The organism is Sphingomonas naasensis (genome assembly GCF_004792695.1).
Taxonomy (GTDB): Bacteria; Pseudomonadota; Alphaproteobacteria; order Sphingomonadales; family Sphingomonadaceae; genus Sphingomonas; species Sphingomonas naasensis.
On the sequence record NZ_SRXU01000009.1, the window covers coordinates 18,495 to 33,803 of the forward strand.

A 15,309-nucleotide genomic window follows, 5' to 3' on the forward strand; every position below is an offset into this window, starting at 1 on the left:
GATCAGCCGAACTTCGCCTTGAGCGCCAGCATCGCCAGCGCCGCCTGGGCCGCCTCGCCGCCCTTGTCCTTTTGCGCCGGATCGGCGCGGACCAGCGCCTGCGCCTCGTTCTCGACCGTGAGAATGCCGTTGCCGATCGGCACCCCGTCGAGCGCCAGCGCCATCAGCCCGCGCGCGCTTTCGCCCGCGACGATCTCGAAATGCCAGGTCTCGCCGCGGATCACCACGCCGAGCGCGACATAGGCGTCGTACTGGCCGGTCTCGACCGCGAGCGCCACCGCGCCGGGCACCTCGAGCGCGCCGGGGACGGTGACGATCTCATAGTCATGCCCCGCCTCCTGCAGCGCGGTGCGCGCGCCATCGAGCAGCATGTCGTTGAGATGCGCGTAGAAACGGGCTTCGACGATGAGGACGCGGGCCATCAGTTTTCCGTATCGATTGCGCGCTCGCCGACGATCGACAGGCCATAGCCGTCGAGCCCGATGAGCGTGTGGTGGGTGTTGGTGAGCAGAACCATGTCCTGCACGCCGAGCTCGGTCAGGATCGTCGCGCCCACGCCATAGTCGCGCAGCTCTTCCATGTCCCTGGGTGCGAGCGTGCCGGCCTTGGCCTCGAGCGCGACGCTGAACTGATCGGGGCGCGGCTTGTTGATCACCACGACCACGCCCGCGCCCTCTTCGCCGATGATCTCCATCGAGCGCCGGAGCAGCCCGCCGCGCGCGCCGCCCTCACCGAAGATGTCGCTGAACGGCGAGAGCGCGTGCATGCGCACCAAAGTGGGCTTCGACGGGTCGATCTTGCCTTTGACGAGGGCGACCTGCTCGCTCTCGCTCGCCTTGTTCCAGAAAGTGAGCGCGGTCCATTCGCCGCCCCAGTCGCTGGTGAACTTCGCCTCGGCGCGCTTCTCGACGAGATGGTCGTGGCGGCGGCGATAGGCGATCAGATCGCGGATCGTGCCGATCTTGAGATTGTGGAACTGCGCGAACGACACGAGATCGTCCATCCGCGCCATCGTCCCGTCGTCCTTCATGATCTCGCAGATCACGCCCGACGGATTGAGCCCGGCGAGCCGCGCGACATCGACCGCGGCCTCGGTATGGCCGGTGCGGACGAGCACGCCGCCGTCGCGCGCGACGAGCGGGAAGACATGGCCGGGGGTGACGATCGCGCTGCGGTCCTTCGACGCATCGATCGCCACCGAGATGGTGCGCGCGCGGTCGGCGGCCGAGATGCCGGTGGTGACGCCTTCGCGCGCCTCGATCGACACCGTGAACGCGGTCTCGTGGCGCGTGCCGTTGTTGCGCGACATCAGGTCGAGCCCGAGCTGGTCGACGCGGTCCTTGGTCATCGCGAGACAGATCAGCCCCCGGCCGAACTTTGCCATGAAGTTGATCGCGTCGGGGGTCGCCATCTGGGCGGGGATGACGAGATCGCCTTCATTCTCGCGGTCCTCGTCGTCGACGAGGATGAACATCCGGCCGTTACGCGCCTCGTCGATCAATTCCTCGGGCGAGGATAGGAAGCCGTGCTTAAGACGGGCCAGGGGACTTTCGGACTGCTCAGGCTTTGCCACGGAGCGCCTCCATGCGCTGGAGATAACGGGCAAGCACGTCGATCTCGAGATTGACCGCCTGCCCGGGTTGCAATGCCCCGAATGTAGTGACGGCAGCGGTGTGGGGAATGATGTTGAGGTGCAGATTCACGCCTGCGGTGGTGTCCTCGACCGCATTGACGGTAAGCGACACCCCGTCGACGGTGATCGAGCCCTTGGCCGCGACATAGGGTGCCAGCTCCTTGCCCGCGGCGACGACGAGGCGGTGCGAGCCGCCTTCCTCGCGCCATTCGGCGACGGTGCCGATCCCGTCGACATGGCCAGTGACGATATGCCCGCCAAGCTCGTCGCCGAGCCGCAAGGCGCGTTCGAGGTTGAGGCGCGCGCCCGCGCCCCACATGCCCGAAGCGGTGCGCGACACGGTTTCGGCCGAGACGTCGAAGGCGACGCGGCCCGGCGCCTTGTCGACCACCGTCAGGCACACGCCCGAGCAGGAGATCGACGCGCCGAGGTCGATCGTGTCGACGTCGTAGCTGGTGGATATCTCGACGCGCAGGTCGCCCTGCTGGCCCGCGGCAACGACCGTGCCGATATCGGTGACTATCCCGGTGAACATCAGAAGCTCGCGTAGACTTCGAGGCGGTCGCTGCCAAGCATCCGCGTGTCGGCGAGCCGCCAGCGGCCATGTGCCGAAGCGAGATCGGCAAGGCCGATATCGCCGAGCGCCGACTTGCCGGCGCCGATCAGGATGGGCGCGCGATAGAGAAGCAGCCGATCGACCAGATTTTCGCGGAGGAAGGCGGCGGCGGTTTCCGCGCCGCCTTCGACGAGGACATGATCGACAGCCTCGAGCTTTGCGATATCGGCGGGATGCGCGATATCGCCGTCGGCCGAGAGGACGAGGCGACGCGGGGAGCGCGACTCGAGTCCGGGGAGCCGCACGTCGAGACCGGGCCGATCGCTCTCCCATGTGCCGCGCCCGACCAGAATCGCCTCGTGCCGGGCGCGTTCGACGTGAGCGTGCGCGCGCGCCTCGGGTCCGGTGATCCAGCGGCTCTCGCCGGAGGGAAGCGCGATGCGGCCGTCGAGCGAGGTCGCGAGCTTGAGCGTGACGAAGGGGCGGCCTTTGGCTTGCCGCGTCAGGAATCCTGCCATCGCCGCACGCGCCTGCGACTCGGCGAGGCCTTCCACGACGTCGATCCCTGCCGCGCGAAGCGTCGCGACGCCTTGCCCGTTGGTGCGCGGATCGGGATCGCCGAGCGCGATCGCCACCCGCGCAACGCCCGCTTCGGCGAGCAGGTCGGCGCAGGCGGGGCCGCGCGGCGAGACATGCGCGCAGGGCTCGAGCGTGACGTAGCAAGTCGCGCCGCGCGACTTCGCGCCGGCCTGCGCCAACGCCATCGCTTCGGCATGCGGCCGCCCGCCGGACTGGGTCCAGCCGCGGCCTACGACGATGCCGTCACGGACGAGAATGGCGCCGACATTGGGATTGGGTGCGGTCCTGCCGCGGGTACGCTCCGACAGGCCGAGCGCCGCGCCCATCCAGCGCGAATCGCTCACAAGCCGTGATCGGTCAGCCAAGTATCGACCTTCTTGAACTCGTCCTGCTTGGCCTGGCGCTGCTTCTCGAGCTCGGCCCTCTGAATGTTGCGCTTGGCCTGGTCGATCTTCTGCTGCGCCTTGATCTGCGCGTCGGTGCGCGTGATCGGCCATTGCTCGACATAGATGATGTTGCGTTCATACGGCCTCGCCGTTCCCATCGACGAATCCTTGAAGAACACGAAGAGGATCGAAGCCGTCGCGGCGAGCGCGAGCACCATGAACCACAGCTCGTACCGCTTTCGGGTGGCGAGGAAGAAGCGCAGATCGCGATAGGCGACGACCGGCGAGAATCGTTTGAGAAAGGTCATTTGACCGTGAAGATAAGGGCGCGGGGGCTCCAGGGCAAACCCCCGCGCCAGGCCGGCCGCATCGCGGCCGGCCGAGCCGGTCACTGATCCTCGATCCGGAACCGCACGTTCATCACTTTCCAGCTCTCCTGCGGCACGCCGCCGCGCGCCGCCGGCTTGAAGCGCCATTTCGACAGCGCCTGGCGACGGGTGGCTTCGAAAAAGGCGTCGCTGGTCGCGCTGACCTGCTCGGCGGCCTTCACCCGGCCGTCGGTTCCGATCAGCACCCGGATGCGGACGAGGCCGTCGCGCTGGGCGCGCAGCTCGACGGAGGGATAGCCGGGCTGGAAGTCCTTGAGGAAGCGCGGATCCTGCTCGGCGGCGATCAGGGCCGGCAATGGCGGCGCCGGCTCGACGACCGCGCCGCCATCGCCATTACCGGATGGCTGCGGCAAGGGCGGCAGGATCGGACCGTCGATCACCGGACCGACCTTGAGCGGGTTGTCCGACTCGGTCGGCACCTCGGGCCGGGGTGCCGTGGGCTCGGGGACCCGCGCGTCATTCGGCTGCGGTTTGGGCTCCGGCTTGATCTCGTCGGGTGGCGGCGCCGGCGGATCGAAGATGTCGATGACCTTGATTCCGCCTTCGGGGCCCTTCGAGATGACATGGGGGGCGGAGAAGATCAGCCCGGCGATCAGCGCGCCGTTGATCAGCAGGGCGCCGCCGAGGCTGACCGCACGCGACTGGGCCGGGGCATAGCGATGTTCGGCATACATAAGTTGCTCTCCATCTCCTGTTGCCGGTCTTTGCCGGTTTTAGTGATGATACAACGTAACATATCATTCGTAAACAGGTTCCTGCGCGACGGCCGCCATCCGGCGAAAGGCCGGGTTTGTCGACGGGGCGCAGACGGCGCACCGGGGGAGATCCCGGCCTTCGCCGGGACGGGGGTATACTCAGCCGCGCAGCCTGGCGAGCGTGCGATCGCGGCCGATCAGCGGGAGCAACGCCGCCATGTCGGGGCCGTGCGGGCGCCCGGTGAGCGCGAGTCGCAGCGGCAGGAAGAGCGGCTTGCCTTTGCGGCCGGTCGCTTCCTTGAGCGCGCCGGTGAGCGCGTGCCACGGATCGGCCGACCAGTCGATCGCCGCCGCCGTCGCCGCCGCCTGGGCGAGATAGGCGCGGTCCTCGCCCGAGAGTTCTGCGGGGTCGATCGGCCCTTCGACCACCTGCCACCAGTCGGCGGCCTCGGCGATCGTGGCGAGGTTGGGGCGGATCGCCTCCCACGCGCCTGACGTCATGCCGTCGGGGAGCCGGGCGGCAACCGCGTCGAAGCCGAGCTGATGGATGATGCGCGCGTTGAGCTGGGCGAGCTCGGTCTCGTCGAACCGCGCCGGGGCGCGGCCGAAACGGGCGAAGTCGAAATGCGCGATCAGCGGCGCCGGGTCGACATGGGGCTCTACGGACAAGCTGGTGCCGATCCGCGCGAGCAGCGAAATCAGCGCCTGCGGCTCGATCCCGGCATCGCGGAAGTGATCGACGCCGAGCGAGCCGAGCCGCTTCGACAGCTTGCCCTCGCTGCCGGTGAGCAGCGCCTCGTGCGCGAAGGCGGGCGGCACGGCGCCGAGCGCCGCGAACATCTGCAGCTGGGTGGCGGTGTTCGAGACATGGTCCTCGCCGCGCACGACATGAGTTACGCCCATATCGATATCGTCGACCACCGAGGGGAAGAGATAGAGCCACGAGCCGTCGGCGCGACGGATCACCGGATCGCTCATCGTCTTCGGGTCGAAGCGCTGGTGGCCGCGGATCAGGTCGTCCCATTCGAGCGGGGCGCCGTGATCGAGCCTGAAGCGCCAGTGCGGGCGGATGCCCTCGGCCTCCAGCTTCGCCCGGTCGGCATCGGTCAGCGACAGCGCGGCGCGATCATAGACCGGCGGCAGCCCGCGGCCGAGCAACACCTTGCGCTTGAGCTCGAGCTCCTGCGCGGTCTCGTACGCCGGATAGATGCGGCCGGCGGCGACGAGATCGGCGAAGCGCGCCGCGTAGCGATCGAAGCGCGCCGACTGGCGCTCCTCGCCATCGGGGACGAGCCCGAGCCATGCGAGATCGGCGCGGATCGACTCGACATGGCGCTCTTCCGAGCGCGCGCGATCGGTATCGTCGATGCGCAGCAGGAAGCGCCCGCCATTGGCCTTGGCGAACATCCAGTTGTGGAGCGCGGTGCGCAGATTGCCGACATGGAGCGTACCCGTCGGGCTGGGGGCGAAGCGGGTGGTGACCGTCATCGGCCGCCCTTAGCGGCGTGGCGGGCCATGCGCCACCAGCGTGGCATGGAGATCGGCCGCCTGCTCGGCATTCATCGCGGCACGCGGAATGAATTGCGGCATCCGCTCGTTGAGGAAGAGCAGGAATTCGTCGCGCGATTCATGCCAGCGATAATAGTCGCCCCAAGCGGTATCCATGGTGAAGCCGGGGCCCTGCCAATGCAGGCGCGACTCATCCCAAGTCAGGGTCTGCTCGCCATGCAGCGGGCGTTGCTGGCGGAACAGACGGCCGAACTGGCGCGGCAAGCGCCGGTAATTGATCCAGAGGCTGACCGGTGCGGCGAGAAATCCGCAGGCTCCGGCCGCGATTCCAGTGAGGAGCGCTTCGACCGGATCTCCGTCGAGCGCCCATAGCCCGGCCGCGACCAGCCCGCCGACAACCGCGGATACGATCAAAAGCCGGCGCCACACGGCTATGGTCCGCAACTGGCAACGATAATTGGCGCGGCTGGCTGAGATATAGTCCGCCTCGCTCGGCAGAAATGTGACGGTCCCCGGCATATCCCCTCTCTTTCCCGGTCTTCCCCAAGGCGTATCGGCTGACTAAGGAGGCGGCAACGGGCAGCGGAGACACAAAAATGAAATTGATGGCCGGCAATTCGAACATGCCGCTTGCCAGCGCGATCGCGGACTATCTCGAGATTCCGCTGACCCAGGCCAATGTCCGCCGCTTCGCCGACGAGGAGATCTTCGTCGAGATCCTCGAGAATGTCCGCGGCGAGGACGTGTTCGTGCTCCAGTCGACCAGCTATCCGGCCAACGACAATCTGATGGAATTGCTGATCATGATCGATGCGCTGCGCCGCGCATCGGCCAAGCGGATCACCGCGGTGCTCCCCTATTTCGGCTATGCCCGGCAGGACCGGAAGCCCGGCCCGCGCACGCCGATCTCGGCCAAGCTCGTCGCCAATCTGATCACCACCGCGGGCGCCAACCGCGTGCTCTCGGTCGATCTGCACGCCGGGCAGATCCAGGGCTTTTTCGACATCCCGACCGACAATCTCTTCGGCGCGCCGGTGATGTCGTCCGACATCCACACCCGCTTCCCCGGCAAGCAGTGGATGGTGGTGTCACCCGACGTCGGCGGCGTCGTGCGCGCGCGCGCGCTCGCCAAAAGGCTCGACAACGCGCCGCTGGCGATCGTCGACAAGCGCCGCGAGCGCGCGGGCGAATCCGAGGTGATGAACATCATCGGCCAGGTCGAGGGCCGCTTCTGCATCCTGATCGACGACATCGTCGATTCGGCAGGCACGCTCTGCAACGCCGCCGCGGCGCTGCGCGCCGCGGGCGCCGAGGACGTGGTCGCCTATTGCACCCATGGCGTGCTGTCGGGCGGCGCGGTGGCGCGAGTCGACGGCTCGGCGCTGAGCGAGCTGGTGATCACCGATTCGATCGGCAACCACGCGGTGATCGCCGAGAGCAGCAAGGTCCGCCACCTGACGATCGCGCCGCTCCTCGCCGAGGCGATCAAGCGCATCGCCGACGAGAGCTCGGTCTCGTCGCTGTTCGACTGAGCGTCAGGCGAGCGCTTCCCACACCAACGCCGCGCCGACCGCGATCATCAGCCAGTAGATCGCCGTGTAGAAGCGATCGGGGGCGATGCGGCGGACCAGCCACACGCCGGCCAGCGTCGAGGCCAGCGCCAGCGGCAGCAGCGCCGCGGCGGTCAGCAGATTGGCGCGGGTGAACTGGCCCAGCGCGGCATAAGCGGGCACCTTGATCCAGTTGATCGCGGCGAAGAAGATCGCCGTGGTGCCGATCAGCACGTCGCGGTCGAGCTTGCGCGGCAGCACCCAGAGCTGGAAGGGCGGTTGCCCGGCATGCGCGATCTGGCTGGTGAAGCCCGAGACGATTCCGAACACCGAGCCGACCCAGAGCGGCCAGCGCGCCGCCTCGCCGGGGACGGCGCGGCGCGCGCCCCACAGGCGCCACGCGCCGAATAGTATCGAGATGGTCCCGACCGCCGCCATGACGCCAAGCGGCGGGACGCGCGCGGCAAAGGCATAGCCGAGCCAGATGCCGAGGACCGCGCCGGGCATCATCCAGAGGAGCAGCTTCCCCGCGACGGTGCGGCGGAACGCCCAGACGCCAACCAGATCCTGCGCGATCAGGATCGGCAGCAGGATCGCCGCGGCGCGCACCGGATCGATCGCGAAGGTGAGCATCGGCAGCGACAGCGCGCCCATCCCGGCGAACCCGCCCTTGGCGAGGCCGAGCAGGATCACGGCGGGGATGGCGAGCGCGTAGAAATGCCAGTCGAGGATCATCGTCCCCGCCGGTAGCGGGTTTGCGCGGGCTGCCAAAGTGCCTATCGGACATGCAACTGGGGAGGCGCGTATGGCAGAAGACCGCACGGGGCAGCTGGTGGTGCTGTTCGTCTCGGAGCGCACCGGCGACGATGCCGAGGGTTACGCCGCCGCCGCCGACGCGATGGACCGGCTCGCCGCCGAGCAGCCCGGCTATCGCGGGATCGACAGCGTCTCCGCGAACGGGCTCGGCATCACGCTCAGCTATTGGGCCGACGAGGCGAGCGCGATCGCGTGGCGCAAGCATCCCGAGCATGCCGCGACGCGCGAGGCCGGGCGCGGGCGCTGGTACAAATGGTACAAGCTCCACGTCGCCGATATCGGCCGCAGCTATAGCTGGTCGCGCGAATGAAGATCGGCGGCTTCGACCGCACCTTCGCGCTGCTCTTCACCGTGATGCTCGCGATCGCGGCGGGCAACACCGCGCTGCAATCGGTACTCCCCGCGCTCGGCCGCTCGCTGGGCGCCGCCGACAGCGCGGTGGCGGCGGTGTTCTCGGTCTCGGCGCTGCTCTGGGTGATCGCCGCGCCCTATTGGGCCAACCGATCGGACCGCCATGGCCGCCGCGCGATGGTGCTGCTCGGCGTCGCCGGGTTCACCGTCTCGCTGCTGCTCTGCGGAATCTTCCTCGCGCTCGGGATCAACGGCGTGCTCGGGCCGATCGCGACCTTCGTCGCCTTCATCATCGGCCGGGTGATCTATGGGAGCTTCGGCTCGGCGGCGCCGCCGGCGGTGCAGGCGATCGTCGCCGGCCGCACCAGCCGCGAGGAGCGCACCCGCGCGCTCACCCTGCTCGCCTCGGCGTTCGGGCTGGGCACGATCCTCGGCCCCGCGCTCGCGCCCTATCTGGTGCTCGGCCATCTCTGGCCCGGCGGTCCCGAGATCGGGCTCGCCGGCCCCGCCTTCGTCGCCGCGGCGATCGGCGCGGTGATCTGGATCGCAGTGCTGCGGCTGCTGCCGAGAGACGAAGGCTATGCCCATGGCGCGGCGGTCAGCTACCCGTCGATCGGCGGGCAGGGCACCGGCGCGGCGGTGACCGCGGCGACCGCCTCGACGAGCGAGAAGGTCGGCTATTTCGACGCGCGGGTGCGCGCATGGATGATCAGCGGGCTGGTCGTCGGGCACGCCCAGGCGATGACCGGGCAGGCGATCGGCTTCCTGATCATCGACCGGCTCGGCCTCGCGCCGATCGACGCGCTTCAGCCGACCGGACTGGTGCTGATGATGGGCGCGGGCTCGGCGCTGCTCGCCCAATGGGGGCTGATCCCGCTGCTCGACCTCAAGCCGCGCGCGCTGATCCTGAGCGGCGCGGCGCTCGGCATGGCCGGCTGCGTCGCGATCGCGGGCGCGACTTCGCTCTACGGCATCGCGCTCGGCTATGCATTGACCTCGCTCGGCATGGGGCTGGCGCGACCCGGCTACACCGCGGGCTCGTCGCTCGCGGTCGGCCCCGAGGCGCAGGGCTCGGTGGCGGGCAAGGTCACTTCGATCAACGGCGCCGCCTTCGTGCTCGGGCCGTCGCTGGGCGTCGGGATGTACGAGCTGTGGCGGCCGATGCCCTATCTGACCGCAGCCGCCGCGCTCGCCTGCCTGCTGGTTTACGCCTGGCTCAATCTGCGCCCTTCGGTCCCCGGCCCTGGAGCATCCCCGGCGCGATGAAGCCGAGCGGCTGGATCGCCGAGGCCTGCTGCTTGAGCCGGCCCGACATCGCCTCGTATTCCTGCTCCATCTCGACCGTGACCGTGGCGCGCGAATCGGCCAGCGCCGCTTCGAAATGCGCCATCGTCACTTCGCGCGTGTCGAGCGATTCGCGCAGCGCGACGAGACCGGCGCGGCGCACGACATCCTCGAGATCGGCGCCGGTGTAGCGCGGCGTCTGCTCGGCGATCGCGCCGAGATCGACGTCGCCGGCGAGCGGCATCTTCTGCGTCTGGATCCGCAGGATCCGCTCGCGACCCGGCCGATCGGGCACCGCGACATAGATCAGCTCGTCGAAGCGTCCCGGACGGAGCAGCGCCGGATCGACCAGATTGGGGCGGTTGGTCGCGCCGATCAGCACCACTGACTGGAGCTCCTCGAGCCCATCCATCTCGGCGAGGATCGTGTTGACCACGCGCTCGGTCGCCTGCGGCTCGCCCAACCCACCCCCGCGCGCGGGGACGAGGCTGTCGAGCTCGTCGATGAAGATCACGCAGGGCGCGACCTGGCGCGCACGCGCGAACAGCCGGGCGATCTGCTGCTCGCTCTCGCCATACCATTTGCTGAGCAGGTCGCTCGACTTGGTGGCGATGAAGTTCGCCTCCGCCTCGCGCGCGACAGCCTTGGCGAGCAGCGTCTTCCCGGTGCCCGGCGGCCCGTAGAGCAGGAAGCCCTTGGCCGGGCGGATGCCGAGCCGGCGGAACGCGTCGGGATCCTTGAGCGGCAGCTCGACGCCTTCCTTGAGGCGCATCTGCGCATCATCGAGCCCGCCGACATCCTCCCAGCGGACCTGTGGCGCCTCGACCATGACCTCGCGCATCGCCGAAGGCTGGACGCGCTTCAATGCCTCGAGGAAATCCTCGCGGGTGACCGACAGCGTGTCGAGCACCTCGGCGGGAATCGTGCGATCCTCGAGGTTGAGCCGCGGCATCAGCCGCCGCACCGCCTCGATCGCCGCCTCACGCGTGAGCGCTGCGAGATCGGCACCGACGAAACCATAGGTGGTGCGCGCCAGCTCGGCGAGATCGACACGGTCGCCGAGCGGCATGCCGCGCGTGTGGATGCCGAGGATCTCGCGCCGGCCGCGATCGTCCGGTACGCCGACGACGATCTCGCGGTCGAACCGGCCGGGACGACGCAGCGCCTCGTCGATCGCCTCGGGCCGGTTGGTCGCGGCGATCACGACGATGTTGGCGCGGGCTTCGAGCCCGTCCATCAGCGTGAGCAGCTGGGCGACGAGGCGCTTCTCGGCCTCGCCCGAGACCTGGCCGCGCTTGGGCGCGATCGAATCGATCTCGTCGATGAACACGATCGACGGCGCCGACTTGGCGGCTTCCTCGAACACCTGACGCAGCCGGCTCTCGGACTCGCCATAGGCCGAGCCCATGATCTCGGGGCCATTGATCAGATGGAAGGTGGCGTCGCTCTCGTTCGCGACCGCGCGCGCCAGCCGGGTCTTGCCGGTGCCGGGCGGACCATGGAGCAGCACGCCCTTGGGCGGATCGACGCCGAGGCGCTGGAACAGTTCGGGATAGCGCAAAGGCAATTCGACCATCTCACGGAGCTGGTCGATCGTCGCGGCCATGCCGCCGATATCGTCATAAGTGACGTCGGCGCGGCGGCTCTCCGAGGCCTCCTCATATTCGGGGCGCAGCTCGACCTCGGTATTCTCGTCGATATGGACGATCCCCTTGGGCGTCGCCGCGACCACCGCGAGGCGGATCTCCTGCAGCGCATAGGCCGGCGCGTTGACCCAGCGCTGGACATTGGGATCGACGACGCGATGATGCCCCGCGGTGGCGACGATGTCGCCCTGCGCGAGCGGCCGGCCGTAAAAGGTGCGCTGGAGCGCCTGCGCCGAGCCCTGAAGGCGGAGATTGGCCTGCGCCGGCGCGAACACGACACGCGTCGCGGGCTTGGACGCGGCCTTGTGCACCTCGACGAAATCGCCCGAGCCGACGCCGGCATTGGCGCGCTGGAGCCCGTCGATACGCAGCAGCTCGAGCCCTTCGTCCTCGGTATAGGGAAGCACCGCCCGCGCCGGGGTGGCACGCTTGCCGATGATCTCGATGACATCGCCTTCGGTGATGCCCAGCGCTGCCATCAAGGTGCGCGGGATGTGCGCGAGGCCGCGACCGCTGTCCTCGGGCCGGCTATTGGCAACCTGGAGCTTGCGCCCCCTCGATTCGTCGTCCGCCACGTCGTCATTCCCCTCAGGCATGAGGGCGGAACATAGGAGCGCGGATTCCGTGCCGCGAGAGGGGCAAAAAAAATGGCGGGCCGAAGCCCGCCTTGGAAAGTTTTAGGAGAGGATGCCTGAAAGGCCTGCTCTATGTGCAGTGCGGCATAGTTTTGTGCAAGTGCGAAATATACGTATGGAAGTTGCATGAATTGCAATCACTGCGTTACCGAATGTAAGGTGCTGCTCTGGTAAGCATGGCTCGGACCTGCGTGACAGCGCTCGACAAATCGCGTGACGCACTGCACAAGAAAGAACGATGCGACGGCTACCCCCTCTCACGGCGATCGAAGCGTTCGTCCAGGTCGCGCGGCTCGGCTCGATCAAGGCCGCTGCCGAGGAGCTCGCGCTGTCGTCGCCCGCGCTGAGCCGGCGCGTGCAAGCGCTCGAGCGCTTCATCGGCAAGCCGCTGTTCGAGCGGCGCCATCAGGCGCTGCGGCTCAACGACGATGGCGATCGCCTGCTCGGCATGATCGCCCCCGCGCTCGACGCGATGACCGACGCGGTCGAGACGATGACCAGCGGCGGCGAGCTGCTCCGTCTCCGCCTCGGCGTGCTGCCGCTCTATGCGACCCAGCAGCTGCTGCCGCGGCTGCCCGAGCTCAAGCGCCGGCATCCCGAATTTCATCTCGACGTCGATACCGCGGGCTATGGCCTCGCTCGGCTCGGCGACGGGCTCGACGCGGCGATCGTGATCGCGCGCGACATCGATCCGGGCTTCTATTCGCGGCGGCTCGACCGCAACCGCGTCCACGTCATCGGCTCGCGCGCGCTGCTCGACGGACCCGATCCGGTCACCCGGCCCGAGCAGCTGACCCGGCTCACCGCGCTGGTCCATCGCGACATGCCCGAGACCTTCACCGCGTGGCGCGCCGCGGCGGGCTTCCCCGATCTCGAGCCGCTGGCGATCGACCATTTCGATTCGGGCAATTTGATGCTCGAGGCCGCGGCGCAGGGGCTCGGCGTCGCCTTCATGCTCGAATCGCATTTCGAGGCGGCGCGCGACGAGCGGCTCGTCCAGCTCTTCGACCTCACCGTCGAGAGCCATTACAGCTATTGGTTCGTCTGCCGGCCGCGCGCGCTGGCGCAGCGGCCGGTCAAGATCTTCCACGACTGGCTGATCGAGGCGCTCGGCGCCGACCGGGCCTGACCCGATCCTCCCCGGCACGGGGAGGGGGACCAGCCGCAGGCTGGTGGAGGGGGCTCTCCACCAGCGAGATTCCTTGAGGCGCTCCCCCTCCGTCAGCGCTGCGCGCTGCCACCTCCCCGTCCCGGGGAGGATTTTACTCCGTGCGCGCCTTGACGATCTTGCCGGGGTTGCGCGGCGGCTCGCCCTTGGGAAGCGCGTCGACATTCTCCATGCCTTCGACCACTTCACCCCACACCGTGTACTGGCGGTCGAGGAAAGTCGCGTCGTCGAGGCAGATGAAGAACTGCGAATTGGCGCTGTTCGGATCGTTGGTGCGCGCCATCGAGCAGACGCCGCGGACATGCGGCTCGGCGTTGAATTCCTGCGGCAGATTGGGCTCCTTCGAGCCGCCCATGCCAGTGCCCGACGGGTCGCCGCCCTGCGCCATGAAACCATCGATCACCCGGTGGAAGACCACGCCGTCATAGAAGCCCTCGTCGGCGAGCTTGGCGATGCGCGCGACGTGCTGCGGCGCGAGATCGGGGCGCAGCTTGATGCGGACGTCGCCGGTATCGAGGGTGAGGACGAGCGTGCTGGGTTCCGACATAGGTTACTCCATCAAAATCGGTTTGCCGGCGCAACTAGGCGTGTTGCGAGCGGCTTGCAACTCGCGCGCCGCATTGGCAGGGGCGCAAGGCCGCGTTAGGAGCGGCGCGACCGGGCACGACAGGGAGGTCGGACGATGAGCGAGACCGAACTGCATCCCGAGGCGCAGCAGCCGCCCGAAAGCGAGCTCGACGAGGACGATCGGCTCAAGCCCGAGTTCGTCAGCGCGGTGCTCGAGGCAGTCGAGGCCGGCGACGCCGAGACCGCGCATGCCCGCGTCGCCCCGCTCCATCCCGCCGACATCGCCGATCTCGTCGAGCTGACCCCCGCCGAGCTGCGTCCGGCGCTCGCCGCGGCGATCAGCGACCTGATCGACGGCGACGTGCTCGCCGAGATGAACGACTGGGTGCGCGAGGCGCTGGTCGACGCGCTCGAGCCGCACCAGGTCGCCGACATCGCCGCCGAGCTCGATACCGACGACGCTGTCGCGATCATCGAGGACATGGACGTCGAGGACCAGCGCGAGGTGCTTCGCGCGCTCGACCCCGACGACCGCGCCGCGATCGAGGAAGCGCTGTCCTACCCGGAAGAGACCGCCGGGCGCCTGATGCAGCGCGAGCTGATCGCGGTGCCCGAGCATTGGACCGTCGGCGACGTGCTCGATTATCTGCGCGGGCACGACGAGCTGGCGACCGACTTCTGGGAGATCTTCGTCGTCGATCCGGCGCACCATCCGGTCGGCACCTGCGCGCTGTCGTGGATCCTGCGCACCCCGCGCGCGGTCTCGATGTCCGACGTGATGAAGCGCGAGCAGACGCTGATCCCGGTCGACATGGACCAGGAGGAAGTCGCGCTGCGCTTCCAGAAATACGCGCTGATCTCGGCCGCGGTGGTCGATGCCAGCGGCCGGCTGGTCGGGATGATCACGGTCGACGACGTCGTCCACATCATCTCCGAGGAAGCGGGCGAGGACATCCTCCGCCTGTCGGGCGCCGGCGAAGGCGACATCAACGAGCCGCTGTTCGACAGCTACAAAGGCCGGGTGCGCTGGCTGATCACCAATCTGATCACCGCGATGGTGCCGGCGACGATCGTGTTCTTCTTCGACGCGACGATCGCGCAAAAGGCCGTGCTCGCCGCGCTGATGCCGATCGTCGCGGGAGTCGGCGGCAACGCCGGCACCCAGACGTTGGCTGTGACGGTGCGCGCGCTCGCGACCAACCAGCTCACCCAATCGAACACGATTCGTACGATCCGCCGCGAGATCTCGATCGCGGTGCTCAATGGAGTCACCGTGGCGACCGCGATCGGCATCGCCGTCGGGCTTCTCGGCGTGGTGATCTCCGATCTGTCGAGCAACGGCGCGCTGCCGCTCGTCATCGCCGCGGCGATGCTCGCCAACATCCTGATCGCGGGGCTCGCCGGGGTGCTGGTGCCGGTGGCGCTCGAACGCTTCCGCCAGGATCCCGCGGTCGCCTCGTCGATCTTCGTGACTATGGTCACCGATTCGATGGGCTTCCTCGCCTTTCTCGGCCTCGCCACGATGAGCGGGCTGGTCGGTTGATC

Annotated in this window: 16 protein-coding genes; 5 read left to right on the plus strand and 11 right to left on the minus strand. The window is 68.5% G+C overall.

Annotated features, from left to right (window positions below; translation table 11 throughout):
- Positions 1-2 precede the first annotated feature (2 nt).
- The 8 genes from ribH to E5A74_RS17730 all read right to left on the minus strand — a co-directional run bounded on the left by ribH (position 3) and on the right by E5A74_RS17730 (position 6,266).
- Positions 3-422 carry a 6,7-dimethyl-8-ribityllumazine synthase gene (gene ribH / locus E5A74_RS17695; protein WP_135986964.1) on the minus strand — a complete coding sequence of 140 codons (420 nt, stop codon included), beginning with the start codon at positions 420-422 and terminating at the stop codon, positions 3-5.
- On the minus strand, positions 422-1,573 hold the full coding sequence (gene ribB, locus E5A74_RS17700) for a 3,4-dihydroxy-2-butanone-4-phosphate synthase (protein WP_135986965.1): 1,152 nt from the start codon (positions 1,571-1,573) through the stop codon (positions 422-424). The genes ribH and ribB overlap by 1 nt, the downstream gene beginning before the upstream one ends.
- A complete protein-coding gene (locus tag E5A74_RS17705) occupies positions 1,560-2,168 on the minus strand; it encodes a riboflavin synthase (protein WP_135986966.1) in 609 nt (202 codons plus the stop codon). The genes ribB and E5A74_RS17705 overlap by 14 nt, the downstream gene beginning before the upstream one ends.
- Positions 2,168-3,094: a bifunctional diaminohydroxyphosphoribosylaminopyrimidine deaminase/5-amino-6-(5-phosphoribosylamino)uracil reductase RibD gene (ribD, locus tag E5A74_RS17710; protein WP_135987109.1), complete on the minus strand. Its 927-nt coding sequence runs from the start codon at positions 3,092-3,094 to the stop codon at positions 2,168-2,170. The genes E5A74_RS17705 and ribD overlap by 1 nt, the downstream gene beginning before the upstream one ends.
- Positions 3,095-3,108: 14 nt before the next feature.
- Positions 3,109-3,462, minus strand: a complete 354-nt coding sequence (locus E5A74_RS17715) for a hypothetical protein (RefSeq protein WP_135986967.1) — start codon at positions 3,460-3,462, stop codon at positions 3,109-3,111.
- A gap of 80 nt (positions 3,463-3,542) precedes the next feature.
- Positions 3,543-4,217: an energy transducer TonB gene (locus E5A74_RS17720; RefSeq protein WP_135986968.1), complete on the minus strand. Its 675-nt coding sequence runs from the start codon at positions 4,215-4,217 to the stop codon at positions 3,543-3,545.
- Between the two features lie 180 nt (positions 4,218-4,397).
- Entirely contained in the window at positions 4,398-5,726 is a 1,329-nt protein-coding gene (gene gltX / locus E5A74_RS17725; RefSeq protein WP_135986969.1) for a glutamate--tRNA ligase, read from the minus strand.
- Positions 5,727-5,735: 9 nt separating this feature from the next.
- Complete coding sequence (locus E5A74_RS17730) at positions 5,736-6,266, minus strand: YcxB family protein (protein ID WP_135986970.1); 531 nt, start codon at positions 6,264-6,266, stop codon at positions 5,736-5,738.
- A 77-nt stretch (positions 6,267-6,343) separates the two neighbouring features.
- Here E5A74_RS17730 and E5A74_RS17735 point away from each other — a divergent pair, with 77 nt between their 5' ends.
- A complete protein-coding gene (locus E5A74_RS17735; protein WP_135986971.1) occupies positions 6,344-7,279 on the plus strand; it encodes a ribose-phosphate pyrophosphokinase in 936 nt (311 codons plus the stop codon).
- Positions 7,280-7,282: 3 nt separating this feature from the next.
- Here the strand turns inward: E5A74_RS17735 and E5A74_RS17740 are convergent, their stop codons facing one another.
- The gene (locus tag E5A74_RS17740) at positions 7,283-8,032 is read right to left on the minus strand and encodes a sulfite exporter TauE/SafE family protein (RefSeq protein ID WP_135986972.1); all 750 of its coding nucleotides are present in this window, start codon (positions 8,030-8,032) and stop codon (positions 7,283-7,285) included.
- Positions 8,033-8,102: 70 nt separating this feature from the next.
- Between E5A74_RS17740 and E5A74_RS17745 the strand changes: the two genes are divergently transcribed.
- Both E5A74_RS17745 and E5A74_RS17750 read left to right on the plus strand, forming a co-directional pair.
- Entirely contained in the window at positions 8,103-8,423 is a 321-nt protein-coding gene (locus E5A74_RS17745) for an antibiotic biosynthesis monooxygenase family protein (RefSeq protein ID WP_135986973.1), read from the plus strand.
- A complete protein-coding gene (locus E5A74_RS17750; protein ID WP_135986974.1) occupies positions 8,420-9,730 on the plus strand; it encodes an MFS transporter in 1,311 nt (436 codons plus the stop codon). Before E5A74_RS17745 ends, E5A74_RS17750 begins: the two co-directional genes overlap by 4 nt.
- Here E5A74_RS17750 and E5A74_RS17755 read toward each other — a convergent pair.
- Positions 9,681-11,990, minus strand: coding sequence for a CDC48 family AAA ATPase (locus E5A74_RS17755; protein WP_208411827.1), 2,310 nt, complete (start codon positions 11,988-11,990; stop codon positions 9,681-9,683). The genes E5A74_RS17750 and E5A74_RS17755 overlap by 50 nt on opposite strands.
- A 277-nt stretch (positions 11,991-12,267) precedes the next feature.
- Here E5A74_RS17755 and E5A74_RS17760 point away from each other — a divergent pair, with 277 nt between their 5' ends.
- Complete coding sequence (locus E5A74_RS17760; RefSeq protein ID WP_135986975.1) at positions 12,268-13,158, plus strand: LysR substrate-binding domain-containing protein; 891 nt, start codon at positions 12,268-12,270, stop codon at positions 13,156-13,158.
- Between the two features lie 133 nt (positions 13,159-13,291).
- Here the strand turns inward: E5A74_RS17760 and E5A74_RS17765 are convergent, their stop codons facing one another.
- Positions 13,292-13,744 (minus strand): peptidylprolyl isomerase, encoded by a 453-nt coding sequence (locus E5A74_RS17765; RefSeq protein ID WP_135986976.1) that lies wholly within the window; start codon positions 13,742-13,744, stop codon positions 13,292-13,294.
- Between the two features lie 135 nt (positions 13,745-13,879).
- Between E5A74_RS17765 and mgtE the strand changes: the two genes are divergently transcribed.
- Positions 13,880-15,307 carry a magnesium transporter gene (gene mgtE / locus E5A74_RS17770; protein ID WP_135986977.1) on the plus strand — a complete coding sequence of 476 codons (1,428 nt, stop codon included), beginning with the start codon at positions 13,880-13,882 and terminating at the stop codon, positions 15,305-15,307.
- Positions 15,308-15,309: the final 2 nt, after the last annotated feature.